The sequence below is a fragment of the Sporosarcina obsidiansis genome (assembly GCF_009651005.1).
Lineage (GTDB): Bacteria > Bacillota > Bacilli > Bacillales_A > Planococcaceae > Sporosarcina > Sporosarcina obsidiansis.
The window spans coordinates 29,971-52,163 of the sequence record NZ_WHVW01000022.1; the positions used below are offsets into that span (position 1 = coordinate 29,971).

At 43.0% G+C, this 22,193-nt stretch carries 22 protein-coding genes; 19 read left to right on the forward strand and 3 right to left on the reverse strand.

Annotated features, from left to right (window positions below; all coding sequences use genetic code 11):
* Positions 1–379 precede the first annotated feature (379 nt).
* Entirely contained in the window at positions 380–562 is a 183-nt protein-coding gene (locus tag GD002_RS14915; RefSeq protein WP_153733159.1) for a hypothetical protein, read from the forward strand.
* Here the strand turns inward: GD002_RS14915 and GD002_RS18140 are convergent.
* Positions 559–702 (reverse strand): DNA methyltransferase, encoded by a 144-nt coding sequence (locus tag GD002_RS18140; RefSeq protein ID WP_228548395.1) that lies wholly within the window; start codon positions 700–702, stop codon positions 559–561. The two genes, GD002_RS14915 and GD002_RS18140, sit on opposite strands and share 4 nt — an antisense overlap.
* A 570-nt stretch (positions 703–1,272) precedes the next feature.
* Between GD002_RS18140 and GD002_RS14925 the strand changes: the two genes are divergently transcribed.
* The 7 genes from GD002_RS14925 to GD002_RS14955 all read left to right on the forward strand — a co-directional run bounded on the left by GD002_RS14925 (position 1,273) and on the right by GD002_RS14955 (position 6,482).
* Positions 1,273–1,590, forward strand: a complete 318-nt coding sequence (locus GD002_RS14925; protein WP_456242924.1) for an acyl-CoA dehydrogenase family protein — start codon at positions 1,273–1,275, stop codon at positions 1,588–1,590.
* A 31-nt stretch (positions 1,591–1,621) separates the two neighbouring features.
* Positions 1,622–1,795: an acyl-CoA dehydrogenase middle domain-containing protein gene (locus tag GD002_RS14930; protein ID WP_330583389.1), complete on the forward strand. Its 174-nt coding sequence runs from the start codon at positions 1,622–1,624 to the stop codon at positions 1,793–1,795.
* Positions 1,746–2,036 carry an acyl-CoA dehydrogenase family protein gene (locus tag GD002_RS14935; protein WP_194841629.1) on the forward strand — a complete coding sequence of 97 codons (291 nt, stop codon included), beginning with the start codon at positions 1,746–1,748 and terminating at the stop codon, positions 2,034–2,036. Before GD002_RS14930 ends, GD002_RS14935 begins: the two co-directional genes overlap by 50 nt.
* 33 nt (positions 2,037–2,069) lie before the next feature.
* Positions 2,070–3,254: a CaiB/BaiF CoA transferase family protein gene (locus tag GD002_RS14940; protein WP_153733163.1), complete on the forward strand. Its 1,185-nt coding sequence runs from the start codon at positions 2,070–2,072 to the stop codon at positions 3,252–3,254.
* A 146-nt stretch (positions 3,255–3,400) separates the two neighbouring features.
* Positions 3,401–4,954 carry an AMP-binding protein gene (locus tag GD002_RS14945; protein WP_228548396.1) on the forward strand — a complete coding sequence of 518 codons (1,554 nt, stop codon included), beginning with the start codon at positions 3,401–3,403 and terminating at the stop codon, positions 4,952–4,954.
* Positions 4,955–4,971: 17 nt separating this feature from the next.
* On the forward strand, positions 4,972–5,205 hold the full coding sequence (locus GD002_RS14950) for a hypothetical protein (protein WP_153733164.1): 234 nt from the start codon (positions 4,972–4,974) through the stop codon (positions 5,203–5,205).
* 77 nt (positions 5,206–5,282) lie between these two features.
* Positions 5,283–6,482 carry an acyl-CoA dehydrogenase family protein gene (locus tag GD002_RS14955; RefSeq protein WP_153733165.1) on the forward strand — a complete coding sequence of 400 codons (1,200 nt, stop codon included), beginning with the start codon at positions 5,283–5,285 and terminating at the stop codon, positions 6,480–6,482.
* Between the two features lie 1,000 nt (positions 6,483–7,482).
* Here GD002_RS14955 and GD002_RS14960 read toward each other — a convergent pair.
* A complete protein-coding gene (locus tag GD002_RS14960; protein WP_153733166.1) occupies positions 7,483–7,953 on the reverse strand; it encodes a hypothetical protein in 471 nt (156 codons plus the stop codon).
* 76 nt (positions 7,954–8,029) lie between these two features.
* The gene (locus GD002_RS14965; RefSeq protein WP_153733167.1) at positions 8,030–8,197 is read right to left on the reverse strand and encodes a hypothetical protein; all 168 of its coding nucleotides are present in this window, start codon (positions 8,195–8,197) and stop codon (positions 8,030–8,032) included.
* Between the two features lie 249 nt (positions 8,198–8,446).
* Here GD002_RS14965 and GD002_RS14970 point away from each other — a divergent pair, with 249 nt between their 5' ends.
* From GD002_RS14970 to GD002_RS15020, 11 genes are all read left to right on the forward strand, one after another.
* The gene (locus GD002_RS14970; protein ID WP_153733168.1) at positions 8,447–10,516 is read left to right on the forward strand and encodes a putative bifunctional diguanylate cyclase/phosphodiesterase; all 2,070 of its coding nucleotides are present in this window, start codon (positions 8,447–8,449) and stop codon (positions 10,514–10,516) included.
* 170 nt (positions 10,517–10,686) lie between these two features.
* A complete protein-coding gene (locus tag GD002_RS14975; protein WP_153733169.1) occupies positions 10,687–11,592 on the forward strand; it encodes a chemotaxis protein in 906 nt (301 codons plus the stop codon).
* Between the two features lie 146 nt (positions 11,593–11,738).
* A complete protein-coding gene (locus GD002_RS14980) occupies positions 11,739–12,440 on the forward strand; it encodes a response regulator transcription factor (RefSeq protein WP_153733170.1) in 702 nt (233 codons plus the stop codon).
* A complete protein-coding gene (locus GD002_RS14985; RefSeq protein WP_153733171.1) occupies positions 12,430–13,764 on the forward strand; it encodes a HAMP domain-containing sensor histidine kinase in 1,335 nt (444 codons plus the stop codon). The genes GD002_RS14980 and GD002_RS14985 overlap by 11 nt, the downstream gene beginning before the upstream one ends.
* Before the next feature lie 55 nt (positions 13,765–13,819).
* Positions 13,820–14,521, forward strand: coding sequence for a PepSY domain-containing protein (locus GD002_RS14990; protein WP_194841630.1), 702 nt, complete (start codon positions 13,820–13,822; stop codon positions 14,519–14,521).
* Between the two features lie 117 nt (positions 14,522–14,638).
* Entirely contained in the window at positions 14,639–15,244 is a 606-nt protein-coding gene (locus GD002_RS14995; RefSeq protein ID WP_153733173.1) for a PepSY domain-containing protein, read from the forward strand.
* A gap of 680 nt (positions 15,245–15,924) precedes the next feature.
* Entirely contained in the window at positions 15,925–17,121 is a 1,197-nt protein-coding gene (locus GD002_RS15000) for an acetyl-CoA C-acetyltransferase (RefSeq protein WP_153733174.1), read from the forward strand.
* A 517-nt stretch (positions 17,122–17,638) separates the two neighbouring features.
* A complete protein-coding gene (locus GD002_RS15005) occupies positions 17,639–18,190 on the forward strand; it encodes a PadR family transcriptional regulator (protein ID WP_153733175.1) in 552 nt (183 codons plus the stop codon).
* Between the two features lie 300 nt (positions 18,191–18,490).
* On the forward strand, positions 18,491–19,252 hold the full coding sequence (locus GD002_RS15010; RefSeq protein ID WP_153733176.1) for an SDR family NAD(P)-dependent oxidoreductase: 762 nt from the start codon (positions 18,491–18,493) through the stop codon (positions 19,250–19,252).
* A gap of 21 nt (positions 19,253–19,273) precedes the next feature.
* Positions 19,274–20,713: an aldehyde dehydrogenase family protein gene (locus tag GD002_RS15015; protein WP_153733177.1), complete on the forward strand. Its 1,440-nt coding sequence runs from the start codon at positions 19,274–19,276 to the stop codon at positions 20,711–20,713.
* Between the two features lie 80 nt (positions 20,714–20,793).
* Positions 20,794–22,086 (forward strand): MFS transporter, encoded by a 1,293-nt coding sequence (locus GD002_RS15020; RefSeq protein WP_153733178.1) that lies wholly within the window; start codon positions 20,794–20,796, stop codon positions 22,084–22,086.
* Positions 22,087–22,193: the final 107 nt, after the last annotated feature.

Below are 22,193 nucleotides of genomic sequence, written 5' to 3' on the forward strand. Positions count from 1 at the left end.
AGTTCCCTACAGGAAGCAGGAATATTCCTGCTTTTTTTGTGTGCCCAGCATGGGTGTAGGGAAGAAGCTGAGGCCTTATGGCAACTGGAGCCAGATGAGAAACGGCTTATAAAAAAATGGTTCCGTAAATCGAAAGAAAATCACATGGAGAAAGACCGATTTATCCACAACTTTGTCGATACCAACCTTGAAAATTCCTTGAAACTGAAATAAATTACTAATCTTGGAAGTGTAATCTCCAAACACAGAATACTCTCTTCGGTTCCTTTGATAGATATCATGTAAAAGCGAGAGAGTCATTGATGGAAGTCACCCTTGTAATAAGAATCTCTTTCCGTTGTATAGTATGGTGAAAAAGAGGTAAAAGGAGGTGGGAAAGTTGAATAAAATAAAATTGTTTTATAGCATCTTGAAGGAATTTGATAAAGGAAATGATCCTTCATTTAAAGATTATGATGTAACCTTAGAACAATTCGGAGACGTTGTTGAAATGATTGCTTTGGGCAATTTGATTGAAAATGCTACCATTCAAAGAGGTGGTATCTTCAATAAAGTTTCCTAAAATTGTTGATTTAACCTTTCAGGCATATAATCAACTTCGTAAGTTATCTGCTCAATACCTATATATCGACGGTTCATTTTATGAGCTACTTCTGTGGTCGTTCCGCTACCAGCAAAGAAATCTAAAAAAATACAGTACACAAAGAAATAATACGATGCAATAATCTTTCTGGTTTCGGTGTTGAAAAAGGCTGATTCTCTCCAAAAAGAGCGATAGCTTCCTTCTTAGCTTCCTGATTATGACCAACTTCCTTATTAGGCCACCATGTTCAAGCTGCTCTTCCTAGTGATTCTGCTAAATAAATTTTTCTTCTCAGCATTGCATCACCATTTTTACCAAACCACATTCTTCCTTCTTCTCTCAGTTACTTATATTTCGTTTCAATGTTTTTCCAACATCGTCCTGGTGGGGGAGAATATTCAACTCCAGAAGGATTTGAATCAAGATCATCTATAAATTAGATATCAATTTTACTTAAGTTATTATAATGAACGTTTAATTTACTTCAATAATATTTATGGTTACAATTAATTTAATATTTAGATCATTTGTGAATTTGATCTAAATAAAGAAGAAGGAGGGGAAATCTTTGCTTTTGACGTTAAAAGAGGATTTAAAGGTACTTCGCCTTATATTACGGGATTTTTATCTAAAATGAGTTGTTCCCTTACGAACAGGAGCATCAGTTAAATGCCGAGGACGATGTTTCAATGGAAGCGATTAAATGGGTAAGAAAGCGATCAAGGGAACTTGGCTTTTATGGAATTACCCTGCCTAAAGAACTTGGTGCGCAGGCTCTTAGCTTAAAAGGACTATGCATATTAAAAGAAGAATTGGTTCGCTCTGGAGCTGTTTTATGGGGCCAGATGATTGGAGAAATAGGCGGCCCGCTACGGATAGGGCAAATGCCGGGGAGCTTTACACAGGAGCAAAAAGAAAAATACGTTATTCCGGTAGTTACCGGAGAGGCTAGCTTTTGTTTTGCGCTTACCCGAACCACATGCCGGCTCCGATGCATTTGCTATTGAAACGACGGCGGTTAGAGATGGAGCTGATTATGTGCTAAACGGAAAGAAGCATTTTATCAGTGCGGCCCCTTATGCCATTGTGATTGCCAAGGAGTTGACGGTGGAAGGAAATGAGAGAATTACAGCATTAAGCGATCCAGCATATGCGGGCAGAAATGGCTACGGAAATCTATGCCGCGAGATGCATGGTCTACGATGTGATTGAAAAAATTGACCGGAGAGAAGAAGATCGTGCAGGCGCTTCTATGGCTAAATTGTTTGCTGCAGAGGTAACTAATCGTGTAGCGGACAAGGCCATCCAAATTTTCGGTTCGCAGGGGTTGGAAAAAGGGCATCCCGTGGAAAAAATGTACAGAAGTTCGCGTATGTTCCGAATTCTTAGCGGTACCTCAGAAATCCAAAAGAATACCATTGCCAAGGAATTGTTTAAAGAAAAAGCACTATAATTACTTTGCTGAAAAGAGGAGGAAGGATTCATTATGTTTAACTACTTTAAACAGTTAAAGGTCATTGACTTATCCCTATTGCTACCTGGACCATATTGTACTATGCTGCTGGGCGATTTGGGAATGGAAATCATTAAAGTTGAAGATACCAGGCGTGGAGATGACACAAGAGTAAATTCACGACCGATCTTCAACATGGTAAATCGAAATAAAAAGTCAATTGCCCTTGATTTGAAGCAGGAAGCAGGCAGAGAGATTCTGCGCCGCTTGGTGGCGGAGGCGGATGTTTTTATTGAAGGTTTTCGTCCTGGCGTCATTGACCGTTTGGGTTTTGGATATGAACAGGTAAAAGAAATCAATCCGCAGATCGTTTATTGTTCCCTGTCAGGATTTGGGCAAACAGGTCCTTATAAGGATCGGGCTGGCCATGATTTAAACTTTTTAGCTTTGTCTGGCATGGTCGGTATTCCATCCCATATGGATTTGCCAACTACACGCCCTGCCTCCAGAGTAGCTGATTTGGCTGGTGGGCTGGTGGCCGCTTTCTCTATTCTTGCTGCTTTAATGGAGACACAATATACGAAGGAAGGGCAGTATGTTGACGTGGCCATGACAGACATTTTAGCTACTTGGGTGGGATTAGTTATGCCTGTACTAGTGAAAGATGGGAAAGCGCTTTCATCAAAGGAGTCTCTGATAGTTATGCCCGGTAATGATATGTTTGAAACAAAAGAAGGAAAATGGCTGTCTCTCGGTTTGAATGAAGATAAATTTTGGATTAACTTTCTTAATTGTCTGCAGGAAGAATTTCCAGTCCTCGGCTTAGAACAATGGAAAAAACCGGCAGAAAGAATACGCAAAAAGGTGGAACTTCATCATTTGATAAAGGGTATTATTCTTTCCAAACCAAATAGCTATTGGGAAGAAGTTTTTTCCTCTCAGGATATCCCATGGGCTCCTGTTAATAACGCGGTTGAAGTCATGGAAGATCCACATTTGATGGCACGTCAGATTTTTCAAGAATGGAATAATCCGGAAACAGGCGAGAAGGAACGGCATGTGAGATTCCCAGTTCTCTTCTCTACCCCATTGCATGAAAACCATACCTTGGCCCCAGCATTAGGGCAAAATACGGAAGAAATATTGCAGGGTCTTCATTACCAGCCTTTAGATATCGAAAAACTACGACAAATTAAGGCCGTAGGTAACCAATCTTAAAAGGAAGGATAGAGTGTATATGCAACAGACTACATTTCAGTCATTCCCGTGAATAGCCGCCTAGCCGGATGTCGCGGACTGTACGTGATCGTCTAGCACGCATCTGCCTGCTAGAAACTTTTATCACATTTGAGGAGGAACGAAAATTGGATATTTGTATGCATATTTATCGAGGTGCCCGCTACTGGCCCGATCGGCTGGCGGTGGTCTGCGGCCCACGCAGTCTGACGTTTGCCCAGCTCAACGAGCGCAGCAACCGGCTTGCTAACGCCTTGCTGGGGCTAGGCCTGCGCAAGGGCGACCGGGTCGCGGTGCAGGCGCGCAACTGCACGCAGTTGGTGGAACTAGAGACCGCATTGCTGAAAGCCGGCCTAGTCAAGGCGGCGCTGAATGCGCGCTTCACAGCCGCCGAAGTGAGCGACGTGATTTCGAATGCCAAGCCGGTGGTGATGATCGTCGGCCCCGGCTTTACCCATTACAACCGCGAGACTGCAGGGTTCGGGTCGGTGCGCCATTTCATCAGCATGAACGGCCAGGGCGACGACATGCTCGACTATGAATCCCTGCTCGCTGCCGCCGATTCCGATGCGCCGCAGGTCCAGGTCAGCGAGTCCGATCTAGCCGCCTTGCACTTCTCTTCCGGCTCGACCGGGAAGATCAAGGCGGCGATGCAAACGTTCCGCAACCGGATGGCTTGCATCCGCAAGATGCTGTTCAACAACGAAGTCGCACCGCGTCCGGGCGACCGGCTTTGTCTAGTCGGCCCCATCACGCACGCGAGCGGCATGTTCATGCAGCCTTATCTGTTTGCCGGTGCGACGCTGTACATTTTGGAGAAGTTCGATTCGGCTGAATTCCTGGCTGCGGTCGAGCAACACCGGATCACGCACGCATTCATGGTTCCAACCATGATTCACATGCTGCTGCAGGAACCGACACTGGCCACGCGCGACCTGTCGAGTCTGCGAATGATCTTTTACGGCGCCGCGCCGATGGCTCCCGCCCGTATCGAGGAGGCGTGGCAGCGCATCGGGCCGATTCTGACGCAGGGTTATGGGGCGAGCGAATCCACCTCGGGCGTCACGCTCTTGACCGTGCAGGATCATGCCGAAGCGCTACGCGACGCACCGCACCGCCTGGCCTCTTGCGGGCGGGCTTATGCCGAATCCCAGGTTCGGGTCGTCAACGAGCGCGGCGAGGATGTGAACGGCGACGAGGTTGGCGAGATCATCATCAGCGGAGACGATGTTTTCGTCGGCTATTGGGGAGAGCCTGAGCTGACGGATGAGGTGCTGGTCGAAGGCTGGCTACATACGGGCGACCTGGCCCGAGTCGATGAACAGGGCTTCATCTACATCGTCGACCGCAAGAAGGACATGGTGGTATCGGGCGGATTCAACGTCTATCCGACCGAGGTCGAGGCGGCGCTGTACCGGCATCCGGCGGTATATGAAGCCTGCGTGATCGGCGTGCCGGACGAGCGCTGGGGTGAGGCGGTCAAGGCGGTAGTCGTCACACGCGATGGCCATACGTTGAACGAGCAAGAGCTGATCGCGCACTGCCGCACACTGCTTGCCAACTACAAGGCTCCGCGCAGCGTCGATTTCGTCGCTGTGCTGCCCAAGAATGCCAACGGCAAGCTGGCGCGCAAGGAGGTTCGCCAGTCGTACTGGGTTGGACAGCAGCGCATGGTGAATTGAAACTGGAGAGGAACGCAATGAAAAACATGACAAGCGATTTCTACACGGCTATCCGCGACCTCGCATTGAAATACATTCATGAAGAGTTGATTCCTCTCGAAAAGGAAACGGGTCTCGGGCCGGAGGATACGTGGCCACGCGACTTGCTAAACCCAATCTGGAAACGCTCGCATGAGCTCGAGCTACTGAAGGCAGAGATTGCCGAAACCGGTTCGCTGTTGTCCCAGCATGTGCATCCTGTCAGGAACTAGCGAAATTCAGCGCAACACCGTTGTCTGTGAAATTCTGCAGGCCTAGCGTTACACACTTAATCGATGGAGGAGATAACATGTACTACACCCACACCACTGACCCATTACTCGCCGCTGTGAGCGAACGAGCACACCGAATCATCAGAGAGCTGGAGGAGTTCATCGCTGGCACGGTGATTCCACTGGAAAAGCGCGAGGGCATCACGCGCGACGGGGCGACCGATCTGCCTGTGCTGCGCCAGGTATGGAAGGCCGCACGCGAACGCGGATTTTTTCACCTGATGCTCCCTCCGGAGCACGGCGGGCCGGGCTTGACGACCGTCGAACTGTGCGCGATCAAGGAAGCTGTAAGCCGCACCGGCGCGGCGTTGAGCCCGCACGTTCTCGGCGAATGGAACGGGCCGCCGCGCGTCGGGTACCTGCTCGGTCACGTTTCGGCATATCAGAAACAGACTTTCCTCGACCCGGTGGTGAACGGCGATAAGGGAATCTGCTTTGCCCTCACCGAGGAGAGCGCCGGATCGGACGCCGCCGGCGTGAAAACGCGCGCCGAACGACGCGGCGACCATTACGTCCTAAGCGGCTCCAAGCGCTTCATCTCCGGGGCCCCATATGCTGATTACGCCATCGTAGTTGCGGTCACCGATCCCGGTGCCGGCGCGAAAGGCATCTCGGCGTTCTTCGTTGATCTGCATGCGCCCGGTGCGAAGATCTTCGACCATTATGAAACGTTGCTCGGCGGCCACGGCACCGCGGATCTGGAATTCGACAACGTGCAGGTGCCAGTGGAAAACCTCATCGGCGCCGAGGGAGAAGGGCTGAAACTCGGCTTGTCGCGCATCACGCTCAACCGGCTGCTGCACTGTCCGAGTGCGATGGGCTTGTCGCTGCTGGCACTGGACATGGCGAGCGAACGCTGCCGCACTCGCAAACAGTTCGGTGCCCCGATCGGAGGATTCCAGGCGATCCAGCACATGCTGGCCGATATGGCGAGCGAGATCTACGCGGTGCGCGCGATGATGTACGCCACTGCCGCCCGGCGCGATGCCGGCGGCGATATTCGCGCCGAAGCCTGCATGTGCAAGCTGATGACCTCGGAAACTGCCTGGCGTGTGGCCGACAGAGCCTTACAAATACATGGCGGCGAAGGCACGGTGCGCGGACATTTTATCGAATGGCTGTACCGTTCCTCGCGCGTATTCCGCATCGCCAATGGCTCATCGGAAATTCAGCGAAACACCATTGCCAAGAGCCTGCTTAAGACTAAGGCACCCTGACCACCTCTGACTTCAACCAACCCGACATGACGATGAACAATTCTTCTTTGATAAGCAATTGGCCGCGCCCGCTGGAAGGCGTGCGGTTGAGTTGTTGCTGCATATGATCGAGCATGGGTCACCGTATCATTCTGGGAAAATTGTACGTTCAGACACATTTCAGAGACAAATTAGCCGACTACCTGTATGATAAGGGGTCGGCTTCTTATTTTTTCTGAAATTGGAAAATGATTAGAAGGATTAACAATCAAACTCTTCCCATGCCGGTGCAGCTTTCTATGTTTTAAAAAGAATTTGAGACGACGGTGAAACAGTAGGATCTTAAAAATTATGGAATAAAAGCAACTTTTTGTATATATTGGAAATTAAGATAATAGAGAAAAAGAAAGACCAGTACATTTTTCAGGAAAATGTGTTCTGGCCTTTCTATCGATTTAGTATGGAAGGCTTTTTAATGTGAAAGCTGCGACTCTCGCTGACACCATTTATGAGTAATACATAATCAAGAGCCGACATCTGTGGCTACTGTTGGGCAAAACTCCTTGCGTCTCGTGCATCACTGAATTGAAATTTTTCCAGCTCATTTAAAGGGGGGAGATTCCCTCGGTGTCTGCCTGCACTAGATACATATGTAGAATAACATCAGAGTAATTGGAGGAAGAAGCTTCTTTAAAGAATACCGAGATGGTCTTTATTTGTTAACTCGTTAGGTAAAAATACTTTCTTTTCGTAGACGATCATTTTTTGAATAGAAGTATTTGAAAAAGAGTGCCTCTCACTATATTTTTCATCAAACGTAGTCAAAACATAGTCGAAAAAACAATTGCCCCGCAAATCTTGATATAATAACACTTCGAGTTGGTAGATTCGTCTCTCGCCGTTTTCAAATATATATAAAGGAAAATATCCGGCGTATTTTATCAGCCGACGACCTTTTATAAAAGGGGCGAAACAATAGAGTTAATTGAGAATTCATTACCCGTTAAGCTTTGATGCAAAATTATTTGTCAGTTGTCTTTTTAACTATCTTCCTCCCAAAATACCACTGCAACCGATACTCACAAATCTCCTTCACCCACTTAAACAAAACCTCCTTATGTTCATTCGCCACATCTAACTGCGGAACAAACACCCCATCTTCGAACAAAAATCTTCCCTTAGAAGACCCGCTCCACTTCGTCATCGGCATATCAGCAATCAAATTCGCAGTTTTCGCTTCATTATATATATGTAAAGTCTTCCCGCGTTTATCTGCCAAATCCACATCTCTCCGATAAGCCTTCTCCATCAAATACCCATGAAAATACGGTGCGACTTCGACTGGCGTGACAGGCTTATGCCAATTAGCAGAGCCTCTCGACAGCATATACTGTAAAACAACCATCTTATAACTTTTCGTAATCGCTGTGCGATTCACCTCAATGAGCCAGTCCTTATGCTGATTGAGCACTTCTAGTTCTAATGTGCCCAATTCCCCCGCATGTTGTAGAAGAATTAAGATACGGTTTAAATTTCTGTAGTATGGAAGAAGCGTCTTCGTTTGCTTTCTAGTGATATTCTAAATACGTTGAACGGCGGCCTAACTCCTCATGCATCTTGTTATTCACTTCTTTTATATAGGAAGCTGCATCTAATATACGTGTTTCGCAAGTCTTAGCATCCTGCTCGATAATAAGTGGTATGAAATCACGCACCAATTTGTTATAGATCGTCATTCTATCTTCCTCCTAGCATCTCTGTTTCCCCACATTTTACCATATCTTAATGGAGTCGAAATACACTATAAAACTATTAAAAAATCTTCTACCGACAAGCAAAATCACCTAGAAACCATTGACTCATATATAAAAATAGTAAATAATGAATACTAATAAACTCTTTTTATCATTTAATAGATATAAGCATTTAGAATTACTATAAAGTATAATATTCCCTTTTGTCATGGGTTGAGGAGGTGGATCGGTATGTTTTCGTCACCAGATCACCAACAGTACACTGAAGTAATCGGTACATATTCAATAGGCATTGTCTTATTATCTCTACTAATCATCGCTTTTGCTTCCTATACCACTCTTGCACTCTATGACCGGATGCAGAACCCAAGTTTCTTTAAACGGGAAGTCTGGCTAGTCTTAGCATCATTAGCTTTTGGCTTTGGCGTTTGGGCAACGCATTTTGTATCGATGAATTCTCTTTTGATTCCGCTTGAAATGCACGTTAATTATACGTTTAGTTTCCTATCTATGATACCAGCTATTCTTGCTGCGCTGCTCGCTTTTCATCTCATTCAAGGGCCGATGAAGTCTTGCTGGCGGCATTCAATTGCCGCGGTGCTTATTGCAGAAGGTGTTACGGCCATGCACATAATCGGAATGGAATCTATGGAAATGAATGCATTGATTCGGTACGATTGGCAACTTCTACTTGTCGCAAATATCATTGGCGGCTTATGCGCCTATATTGCTCTAAGGATTTTCAGTACGCCCAACCGTTTATACGGACGCAAATGGCTAGCTACTTTATTATTGACGTTTGCTCCAGCAACGATGCACTATCTGAGCTTGTTTGGAACACATTATTATATAGAAATTGGCCAACCACTCGTAGATCAAGCTGTCAGTCATATGAACTTTCTAAACTCCGTCATCGGTGCTGGCGTTGGTTTATTATTGATCGGCATGTTGCTAACAACGTATATTGACGGATATGTGGATTATTGGTTGAAGTATTTTGATGTATTGACGAAATTGCCGAATCGGCGGAATTGGGAAAAGGGACTGACGGATGAAGTGGCGGCCGGAGATGTAGCGATCTGGAACTTTCCTGATCTCCAACGTGTGAATCAGCTGTATGGTTATGAAGCGGGTGATAAGATCTTACAACAAATCGGTGAACTCTTTTCCAAATGGAAGCCGAAGTTTGCTCAATTGTATCGGGTGAGCGGAAACCGTTACTTATTCTGTGTCAATCAAACAGGGCGTTCGGCAGACTTGTATAAAAACTTGGTGATCATGCAGAAAGAAATCGATCAGTTACTGCCTGTGAAAAGACAGGATATGCGTTACACATGCGCAATTGCTAAAGCTGATCAGCGGAAAACGAAGAAACAATTGTATAAAGAAGCATTAATGGTCGTCGAGCAAGCGGCTGTCAAGCGAGAGTGGGGATTATTTACGTTTGATCCGGCTATCCATGGCATGTCTTATGAACAGGAAGTATTACGGGACATTTCCAAAGCGATGGAAGAAGAAAACCTATATCTCGCGTATCAACCGAAAGTGAAGGGGAGCACGAAAGAGTTCATTGGAGTAGAAGCATTGTTACGCTGGGATCATCCTGAACTCGGTCCGATTTCACCAGCTGTTTTCGTTCCGGTATTGGAACAGGACGGTCGGATGGGGGAAGTGACGGATTGGATTGTCCATGAGGTTTGTCGACAAATCAGACACTGGGATAACCAGGGCATCCGTATTCCGCAAGTAGCGATCAATATTCCTGGCGAATATGTGACGGAGCCACATTTATTAGATGTATTATGGAAAGAGACTAATTTATTTGGTATTGATCCGAGTCGAATTGAGTTGGAGATTACCGAAACGAGTACGGCAAAATCCATTACATTGGCTACGGCTGCGTTGAAGAGATTCAAGCGATATGGGTTTGCTGTAGCACTGGATGATTTCGGGACAGGCGTCTCTTCGCTCTCTTATTTGCAACAATTGCCCATCACGACGTTGAAGATCGACAAGTCGTTCACCGATATTGTGCCTGCGTCGCCAAAGGAATGTGCTGTACTCAATGCGATCCTATCAATAGGCCGATCCATGGAGTTGCAAATTGTCATTGAAGGTGTGGAGAGTGAAGAGCAAGTGGACTTCTTGCTGAATCTTCAACCAGACTTGATCTTCCAAGGTTATTACTTTGCTAAACCTATGGGTGTTGATCAATTAGTAAAGTGGCTGAACGAATCAAAAGTTCATCAGGAATTATCACAAGTTAGCCATCTGCATCCGCAAGGAACAAGGGAATACTAAATAGCAAATACTATCTATCATTCAGGTATACCGTCGGATATATTTCTTTGTATTGTCATAGATTGATTTGTTATCTGTATGGTATAGTAGTTCCATGGCACCAAATTATTTTTGATACTATGAATTTTTGATAGATAGATAGACCAAATCGTCTGAGAGGGTGGAGCAAGTTGGCGAACGATTCAGGGATTTTATTAGAAAGCGGAACGAATGAGCTAGAGATTGTCGGATTTGAAATGGGAGGCAATCGGTACGGCATCAACGTCATCAAAGTAAAAGAGATAATTATGCCGCTACCGATCACACCGATTCCACATGCGCACTTTGCGGTGGAGGGTATTGTCCAATTGCGTGGCGAGGTATTGCCAGTCGTCAGTATGGAAAAGATTTTAGGAATGGCGCCTTCAAGCAATCCACAGGATGAAAAGTATATTGTCGCTTCGTTCAATAAACAGACAGTTGTTTTCCACGTGCATAATGTGACGCAGATTCATCGGATTTCATGGAATCAGATTGAGAAACCTTCAGGCATTTATGCAGCCGAAAACTCACAGGTCATTGGAGTTATCAAACTAGATGGCGAGATGTTATTATTACTAGACTTTGAGAAAATCGTCCTTGATATTAATCCAGAAGCTGGAATTAATGTGGACCAGGTGAAAAAACTAGGCAAGCGTGAGCGGTCCGATAAGCGTTTATTGATTGCAGAAGATTCTCCTTTATTGCGTAAGTTGCTGAATGACACATTGCAGGAAGCAGGCTATGCGAATTTGGATTTTTATGAGAACGGTAAAGACGCGTATGATTATTTGGAAAGTGTCGCGGAACAAGGGATCGATGTAAAACAGGAAGTCCAACTCGTCATCACGGATATTGAAATGCCGCAGATGGACGGTCACCATTTTACGAAACGAATCCGCGAGAATCCGAAACTCAAAGGATTGCCAATCATTATTTTCTCCTCACTTATTACGGACGATCTAAAGCATAAAGGCCTAAGTGTGGGTGCAGACGATCAAGTGAGTAAGCCAGAAATTGCTGAACTTGTGCTGAAAATAGATAAATATATATTATAAGACTCGAAGACTTCCATTTTGTAATGGGAGTCTTCTTTTCTGCGTAGAAAGTACCGTTTTCTACGCAGAGTTGGTGGTAGTGAGACGTTCAACTCTGTCAATCTGCTAAAATGATAGGTAAAACTAACATAGACAGGTGAATTTTCATGGCAGAGCGGATATTAATTGTAGAAGATGAAGAGAGCATTGCGCGCGTATTGCAACTAGAATTGGAATTTGAAAAATATGAAACGGGCATTGCACATACAGGAACGGATGGCTTGATCTTGTTTCGGGAACAAGAATGGGATTTGGTGCTTCTTGACTTGATGTTACCAGGTTTGAATGGGCTCGATGTATTGCGTAGGATTCGTTCGCATGATGCGTATACACCGGTCCTTTTATTGACCGCCAAAAATGATGTCGAAGATAAAGTAAAAGGTTTGGATTTAGGGGCCAATGATTATATTACCAAGCCGTTTGAAATAGAAGAATTACTCGCACGAATTCGCACAGCGCTTCGAATTGCGGGACACGAGAAGACGGAGCAGGAGGACCCCGAATTATTGACGTATGCTGATTTGTCATTACATCAATTATCAAGGGAAGTATATCGCGCGGAGCATTCGATTGATTTAACGCCGCGGGAATTTGATTTGCTACATCATTTATTGAAGCATCCAAATCAAGTGCTGACGCGGGAGCAGTTACTAGATGCCGTGTGGGGCTATGATTATTTCGGGGATACGAATGTGGTGGATGTGTATATTCGTTATGTCCGTAAGAAGATTGACGTTGGAGAAGTGCCGTTGATCCACACGGTTCGAGGGGTCGGCTATGTGCTGAAGGAGCCGGTGCATGAAGCTTAAGACGAAAATCCATTTATTTTCGACAGTACTGATGTTGTTCATTTTGGGGCTCAGTAACAGTGGGATTTATGTGATCTTTAAGCAACTGGCCTATACAACGGAGTATAATCAATTGATCCATCGATCGAAGGAGTTAACGGAAGGTTTGAGTCGTCTGGAGGATGAAGAGGAAGTGGGCGATGTGCTAAGGACGTACCTTAATCCGGATAGTGTGTTACGGATTGTGGATCAGGATGGCAAGCCCATTAAGAAGACTCAGTCTACTAACGAACTGAAGGACTTCAAGCTGACTTTTGATGATGACGACTATACGATCAGTTATATGGACGGTTCCGCTGTGATGACAACACGAGTGCCTGTGATTTGGTTAGATGATCAAGTCGTGTATGTTGAAATTGCGCAGTTATTACGTGATTCAACCCGAAGTTTACATTTACTGAAATTCATTTTGCTTGGTGTGACGTTGCTTGCGATGATTCCGATCACGTTATCCAGTATAACGCTTGGAAAAGTATTGACGCAGCCGATTCAGAAGCTGATCGCCACCATGGCCGCAAGCCAACGTTCTGGGAAATATGAGAAATTGGCGGCATCTGAAGGAAAGGATGAGCTGGCCGAAATGAGCCAGACGTTCAATGAGATGATGGAACAGTTAGAGCAAAATTATTACAAGCAGGAGCAATTCGTTTCGAATGCTTCGCATGAGTTGAAAACGCCACTGACGATTATGGAAAGTTATGCACGTCTTTTGAAGCGACAAGGCTACGAAAATCGTCAAGTGGCAGATGAAGCCGTTACAGCTATTCTGAAAGAAACGAGCCGAATGAAGGAATTAATTGAGCAAATGCTGCAGATGGCAAAAAGTAAAGATCCATTAGCGTTCACCTTTGCAGAGACGGATGTAACGAAACTGATTAATGAAGCAGTCGAGCCGCTTCGAGTGGCTTCAGGAAGAACCATTTTATTTGCAGAGACGAAGCCCGTGCTAATTACAACGGATGAAAAGCGCCTGAAGCAATTACTATTCATTTTGTTGGATAATGCTCGAAAATATAGTGACGGAGAAATCGTGGTTCGAATGATGAAACAGCAACAATCCGTTGTGCTAGAAGTCCAAGACGATGGCGAGGGAATCGATGGTGAACATTTGCCGCATTTATTCGATCGATTTTATCGAGTGCAAGAAGACCGTGCGAGGAAAACAGGCGGTACGGGTCTCGGTTTGGCCATCGCGAAAGATTTAGCGGAGGGTATTCAGGCAGAACTGCATGTGGATAGTGTGCGAGGGGAAGGTACGACTATGCGTATTATACTGCCTTTATGATTCTCAGGGAAATGTAATGATAGATGAGTACACTGTTAAAAAGAGGTGAATGGCCATGAAATGGTGGAAGAGGCCATGGGTACTCCCGATTTTATTGACGATCGTGATTGTGGCAGGGAGTAACTGGTATATTAAACAGCTTATGCAGGAGGATACGGTACCTAAAGAAGTAGTGAAGACGAGACTTGAGACAATGTATCAGGGAAGTGTCGAGCAGATAACAGAAGTTGGTGCAGGATACGAGGCGGAAATTCTTCGCAACGGAGCATTGTATCGTGCTACTGTGGATCATAAGACGGGGAAGGTTAGAGCACTTACTTTGTTGAAGGAGGCGCAACCTGAAGTAGCGGTGATTCCTACTGAGGATGAAGAGGAGAAGGCCAGCGAAACTCCGGTTGTCGAGAATAAACCGGCACGTGTGGAGTCTGACCCCGTGCCAAAACCGCAGGACAAGCAGGAAACGATCCCTACTGAGAAGCCTACTTCACCACCTGCAACAGCACAAAAGCCAGTCGAGAAGCCGGCACCCACACAAAAAAAGTCCATCATACTGACAGAACGGCAAGCTGCTAATATCGCGCTTAACCGACTCAATGCGAAAGTACCGGTGGAAGTGGATGATATCGATTTTGTGGAGACGACACAAGGTGGATATTATTTGGTTGAACTCGAATTAGATACGGATGCAGATTTAGATGAGGTTGTGTATCAAATTCATGCGATTTCTGGAAAGGTAATATCGGAGAGTTGGGATTGATTGGCATAGGGTGCTAAGTCGTTTGCTACGAATTCTCATCAAATTCTAATGAACTTCTCCTTTTTTTCTCAGAATGGCTGGGTACAGTGAGGATAGAGAAGAAAGGAGGAAAGCTCGATGAATAAATGGATGGTGATTCCAGCGTTGGCAGGCGTATTGACGATTGGCGGTGTAGCGGCTGCGAAGAGCGATACAACAGGTAAGCAACTGCCGGAGAATATATTGAGCCAAGAGGAAATCAGCACTATTGCACAGCGACACGCACCGGGTACGATAACGGACGTGGAACTAGAGCATGAGCACGGACGGGTAGTCTACGACATCGAACTACAAGAGCAGACCATCGAGACGGACTTGGAGTTGGATGCAACGACAGGAGATGTACTAACGATGAAGCAAGAAGCGGTAGAAGTGGATCTACAAAATTCAGAACAGCAGACGGTGAGTTCTGTCAAACAAACAGAGCCAACTGCCATATCCAATCATACGCTAACCGTCGTTTCCCCATCGGAAGGAAAGCCGAACCAGTCATTGCTTACGAAGAAAGAGGCCGTCGAGATTGCTAAACAACACGCAGTTGGTACAGTGACGGATGTGGACATTGAGAAAGAAAAGGAAGACGGTATCGTTTTCTATGAAATTGAAATGGAAGATGAACAATTTGAATATGAAATCATGATGGAAGCGACAACGGGCAACATCGTTTCATTTGAAAAAGACTGACTACACACAAACTACTTGTCAACGGTTCTATTTTTAAAAGCATACACATAAAACACATAAAGCTGTCCTTGAGGTCGGGAAATGACTTCAAGGAGGCTTTTTCGTAGGTTGATGAACAACGCTAAAGTATTGTCACACAGTATGAAATATATAATGACACATCACACTCCTGTGAATAATTAGTAGAGAGAATTATGAAAAAATATTGACAACAAAAAAGTGAAATGTTAGTATAATTAATAGGTAAATATTTATATATAAATAGTTTTAATTAAACATATATTCATATATATTTTTTGTTACTTACTTCGTGAAAAGTGATAGCTTTTATATGATGAAGAATAATGTGCAATCATAAAAAAGTATGAACTATATTATTCAAAGCGAACAACTTACTTTTAATTTCTAATAGAATAGTTGTCATGATGAATTTATTCTTCACATATTATTTCCGTTAGATATAGTGTGGAAGACTGGTCGATTGTATCGGAGAGGTTGGCCTTTTCTTTGTATATATAACATATAAATTCTGGAGAGGAGGAAAAACGTGTTTCTTCAATAATTGTAGTTCAAACTCTATACCAATATAGGGCCACGTATCAAGTAACTATTGATATAAAATGAAGACTAAATTACGCTGGAAATTCATCGAGTTCTGTCTAACTGAGGAGAGGAATTATTTGAGTGAAAAAGAGATAGTAATTGTAAGTGCAGTCCGTACTCCTATAGGCAAGTTTAATGGAAGCTTAAAAGAGATTTCGGCAACACAGCTAGGATCTGTTGTCATTAAAGAAGCCCTGCAAAGAAGTTCAATAGATTTTAGAAATGTAGATGAAGTGATAATGGGAAATGTTTTACAAGCAGGAAGCGGGCAGAACCCTGCTCGTCAAGCAGCCATTTTGGCGGGTCTTCCAGAAAATGTACCATCAACAACTATCAATCAGGTCTGTGGGTCGGGATTGAAAGCAGTTCACCTTGCTATGCAGTCGATTCTTTCAGGTGAATCTGAAGTAGTTGTAGCAGGCGGAATGGAAAATATGAGCCAAGCTCCATACTTGTTGAAAGGTGCTCGTGAAGGATTAAAGATGGGCAATCAGCCGCTCGTGGACAGTTTAATTTCAGATGGGTTATGGTGTGCGCTGAATGACTACCATATGGGAGTTACGGCAGAAAACCTAGCAACTAAAGATGGGATTACGAGAGAATCGCAAGACGAATTTGCTTCGAATAGTCAACAACGAGCAGAGAGAGCGATTTTGGAAGGGGCGTTTCAAGAAGAGATAGTTCCGATTTCATTGCCATCCCGAAAAGGAGACCCAATTGTTTTTGAGCAAGATGAATTTCCACGTTTTGGAACAACAAAAGAAGCTCTGGGTCGTTTAATGCCTGCATTTGATAAAAAAGGAACAGTGACGGCAGGAAATTCTTCAGGTATAAATGATGGGGCGGCTGCTGTAGTTCTCATGAGTGGGCAAAAGGCAAAAGAACTTAGTGTACAACCTCTTGTCTCGATTAAGGCGAATGCATCAGTTGGAGTTGAACCGTCGATTATGGGTATCGGACCTGTTCCAGCTATTCGAAAGCTGCTAAGTAAAACAGAGCTTACACTGGATGAGGTGGATTTATTGGAATTAAACGAAGCCTTTGCTGCCCAGTCGCTATCTGTTATTAAAGAACTCTCGTTGAATCTTGAACGAGTAAATGTAAATGGAGGCGCGATTGCGCTCGGTCACCCTATTGGTGCAAGCGGAACGAGAATCTTGGTAACCTTAATTTATGAACTTATCCGCCGAAATCAGAAAATTGGAATTGCTGCTCTCTGTATAGGTGGAGGACAAGGTGTAGCAAGTTTGGTTGAAAATAAAAAGTTGAAGTGATTCTGCTAAGCAATTATCACTGCGATTAGTAAGATGAAAATACAAAAAGAATCCTTTCTGTTAAAAAACAGAAATGGATTCTTTTTGTATTGTTGAAGGTCTGGCTGGTGAAAATGAGGGTTGTATTATATAAATTTATAAGTAGAATAGAAATGAACTTGAAATTTTTCCAACCAACGGGCGATTTTACTATAAACATTTTGTATTTTTAAGCTATGTGTCTTTAGTGGGATATTAGTATAAAGTATCTGTTGCATAATCATTTAATCTGATGATTGAAATATAAGGTATTTTACTATAAAGTAGCCAGTAGAAGAATCCTATTTAAGTTGTTGTTTAAACATTATGATCAATCCTGAAATTAATATTACAACCGCTTGTTTAGGGCGAAAGAGTATGCAGGTTAAATATTTCTTAACTGGATTTTTTTGATAACTCCATCTCGTTTAATCTTTGATCTAAGGAAGAAAGATTTTTTTGAATAATTTATTAGTTGAATTTCAAGGGGGGTGTCAAAGTGAATTCACTAGCTTATGCTATTTTGGGTATTTTATCGAGAAAACCGATGTCCGGTTATGAACTGGGGAAACAACTTGAATTGCTTTGGGCTGCTAATTTGAGTCAAATTTATCCTATTCTATCTAAATTAGAAAAGTTAGAAATAGTAGAATTTGAGTTGGTCGAACAAGTGGGAAAACCGAATAAAAAAACGTATTATATTACTGAAAAAGGTACTGACATGTTAAAAGAATGGATAGAAGAAGCTCCAGCTGAACCGGTGATCCGTGATGAATTTATTATAAAATTCTATTCGATATGGTTAGCAAATCCGGAAATCGCTATTCATCTATTACATAGCAGAAAAAATAGTTACTTAAAAAAACTACATCATTTTCAAAAGGAAGTAACAGAGTTAAAGAATGATCCTAACATTAACCATATGGATATGAGCCAACCTCATTTCAGTAGGTACCTATTATTAAAAAGAAAGATTCAAATCTTGCAATTTGAGCTTGATTGGTGTGAAGAAATAGTTACTTTGTTTTCGGGATTGTCGGTAAATAAATAACAATAAAAGGTATTATCCAAGGAGTTTTGGATAATACTTTTTATTTTTTTTAAAAAAATAAGGCATTTTAAGGTCGCCAAGCAATGTGAAAATATTAGTATATATAAATTTTTTTATAGATAAGTATTGACATAATAGACTAATGAAAATATACTGAGAATTGTCAAATAAAATACACAATTATCAATAAAGTGAGCGGATGATTGAAAACGTTTACTTATCGGCAGTTTTATTTGACAATATGAAATGTTTTTAAGGTGAGAAACCATAAAGAATTATACCAGAGGAGGAAGTTGATTTATGTATACATTTGATAAAAAAGTAGTTTGGATTACGGGAAGTACGACTGGTATCGGGAAAATGACTGCACTCGGGTTTGCCGAAAGAGGTGCAGATGTAATTGTCCATGGCTTTAACGATATAGAAAATGGAGAAAAAATACTTGCACAACTAAAAGCACTTGGTTCAAATGCACTTTTAGTAGATGGAGATGTATCCAGCAAGGAGGATGTTCAAAACATTACCAAACAAATTGAAGAAAAATACGGTAAATTAGATGTCTTGGTTAATAATGTAGGGGCTTCAATTACAACAAGTACAATTGAAGAGCTTGAAGAGGATGTCTGGGATAAAGTCATAGATGTCAATTTAAAATCTGTCTATCTGGTGACCAAGTTTGCTCTTCCTTTACTAAAAGCAAGTGGAGAAAATACACGAGTCATTAATATTACAAGCGCGGTAGAACGTACAGGTGGTACGATGAAAGATTTGGCTTACACGGCAGCTAAGGGAGGAGTCAGTGCCATTACACGTGCATTGGCAAAACAGCTGATCCAATACGATATTCAGGTGAATGCAGTTGCTCCAGGGCTGATTGATACGCCATTCCATAAATCAGACGCACCTTTGGACAGCTACGACTGGATTATTAGCCGTATCCCCATGAAAAAGGCTGGTCAACCTGAGGATATTGCGGGTGCTGTTATGTTCTTAGCATCGAATCATGCAAATTATATTAATGGTGAAATCATTGAGGTAAGCGGTGGACGACGCGTTTCATAATTACTAGCGAGGTGAGAGAAAATGTTAGAAGTGCAAGAGAATCAATTAATCAAAGTTCGAAATCCACGAACGGGAGAAATAGACTATAGCTTTACACCGACACCGGTTGACGAGTTGGAAATGCATTGTAACCGCCTTCGCGAAGGGCAAGTAAAGTGGAGAAAGCTAGGGTTACAAGGACGTATTGAAGTGCTTCGTAAATGGGAGAAGTCTTTACAAAATTATAAAGATGAGATTATGGAAGCGCTTATTTCAGATACGGGTCGCTTGAATGAATCGAATCGTGAGTTTGACAATATCAGTAAATGGATTGGTCGATGGGCTACTATTGCCGAAGACGTCATAGCTCCGCAAGCGGCCAAGCCGTCGGAATATACACCCATTTTGGAAATGACACAAGAAAATGTGCCGTATGAGTTGGTAGGCGTAATCAGCCCTTGGAATTTTCCTATGTCGCTGTCGGCCATGGACATGATTCCAGCATTATTAGCGGGCTGTGCGGTTATTGTGAAACCAAGTGAAGTCACGCCGCGATTTATAGAACCGATTCAGAAATCGATTGATGCTGTTCCTGAACTGGCGTCAGTTTTGCGTTATGTAACAGGTGCTGGAGATGTAGGGGCTCAGTTGATTGACGAAGTAGACTTAATTGTATTCACAGGAAGTGAAAAAACGGGACGTAAAGTAGCTGCACAAGCAGGACAAAACTTGATTCCTGCATTCCTAGAACTGGGTGGGAAAGATCCTGCAATTGTCTTGGCGTCTGCAGATATTGACAGCGCGGTAAATGGAATACTTTTTGGATCTATTTGCGGTGTAGGACATCAATGCTTTTCGACAGAACGGATTTATGTGGATGAAAAAATACACGATGTGTTTGTAAAGCGATTGGTGGAAAAAGCAAATAAAATTGAACTTGCCTATAAGTTGGGAGAAGGTCATCTTGGACCAATAATTTTTGATAAACAAGCAAGTATCATTAAAGATCAATTACATGACGCAATTGAAAAAAATGCATCTGTACAATGTGGTGGGGAGATTGAAGAACGTGGCAATAGCTTATGGATGCGTCCTACTGTTATTACGAATGTTAACCACTCAATGTCGATTATGAGAGATGAAACATTTGGTCCTGTAATGCCAGTTATGTCTTTTAAGTCAATTGAGGAAGCCGTGAGATTAGCAAATGATACATTGTATGGATTAAGTTCCTCTGTGTTTTCAGGAGATGAACATGAAGCATATGAGGTAGCTCAACAATTGCATGCGGGAGGCGTCAGTATAAATGATGCTGGAGTTCTTCCATTTGTCATTACAGAAGCACCTGAATACTCCGCATTTAACTGTTCGGGATTAGGCGAGTCGCGGTTCGGCCAGACCGGTTTACGTAGATTTATACGGCATCAATTAATTATTAAAAAAAATACGAACGAAGAAAGTCCATGGTGGTATCAGGTATAACCTGATATCTCCTTCCTTTTAGTAACAATACATTAATACCACTTTATTTTTCAGAATAATCAATTAAAGGGAGTGTTTTTATGAAATGGTTAGTTCTTGGTATGCTTTTTATTCTTTATGTTCTCAATTTCGCGGATAAGTCTGTCCTTGGGTTAGCGGCTGATCATGTAATTAGTGATTTAAACTTGAGTTTTGAACAGTTTGGCATTGCTGGGAGCAGCTTCTACTGGTTTTATGCAGTAGGTAGTATTTTAATTGCTAGTCTTTCCTTGAAATTTGGCACAAAGCGGTTAATTATTTTTATAGCTGGAGGTTGGACAGTATCTTTACTATCAGCTTACTTTGTCAATAGTTTGACGGGATTGATTGTTATTCGTGTTTTATTAGGTTTCTTTGAAGGTGGAACATTAGCCTTATGTATGGCGCATATTGCTAAATGGTTTATTGCGGGTGCTAGAGGTACAGCAAATGCGATTTTATTGTCGGGGGCTACATTTGGTGCGTATCTGACTGCGCCGATTCTTGTTAAAATGCTATCAAGTCTTGGATGGCAACATACATTCGCGGCATTAGGAGTCGGAAGTTTGGCATGGCTAATTATTTTCGTGTTTTTTAAAGAAGAGCCAAAAGTCAAATTGGAAAGCAACGTGGCAACTTCAGAAGAACAACCGAAAGTATCGTTTGGCGAGTTACTGAAGATCATGGTCACTCCATATTTCATCTCAATTTTAATCTCATTTTTCTCGGTAATGTGGATCATTTCGTGGGTTGTTGTATGGGGACCGACATACTTAACTAAAATTGTCGGTTTAACTCCGGATCGAATGGGGATTGCATTTGCAACTATAGGTATTTCCGCTGCTATTATTTCTATCATTGTTGGAAAGTTTGCTGATAATTTATTTGCAAAGACTAAAAGTACATTTAAATCGTATATTACGGTTGCTGTCGGAGCAATGGTGATCGCTGCAATTTCATTTACGGCTACCACGTTTGTGACATCGCCAATCTTAGCCATTCTATTTTTAGGACTTGGAATTACTATGAACAACTGTATTGCACCATTCACTTCGAGTGTAGTTAGTTCTATGGTTCAACCTAGTCAAGTAGGTTCCATCCTAGGATTTAAAACAGGTTTTGGTAGCTTAGCAGGCATCATCGCTCCACTGTTGACAGGTTTTCTTGTCGATATTGCTGGAAATGATATTAGAGCAGGATTTAACTATGGTGTATTTGTTTCGGTAGGATTGTTTGTACTATCTGCCGCATTCCTCTATTTCAGTGCGAAAAAAGTTCAAGTGACTAAATATAAAGAGACAATAGGTGATCAAGAAAAAGTGACTCCTGAAACCCCTATTGCAGATAATATGTAATGTGAAAGAGCTGACAGGAAGAATCAGTGCAAATGAACTGCACCCCAATTGTTAGACACAACTAACAATTGGAGGTGCAGTTTTTCTATGGCAAGATTCACAGCTGA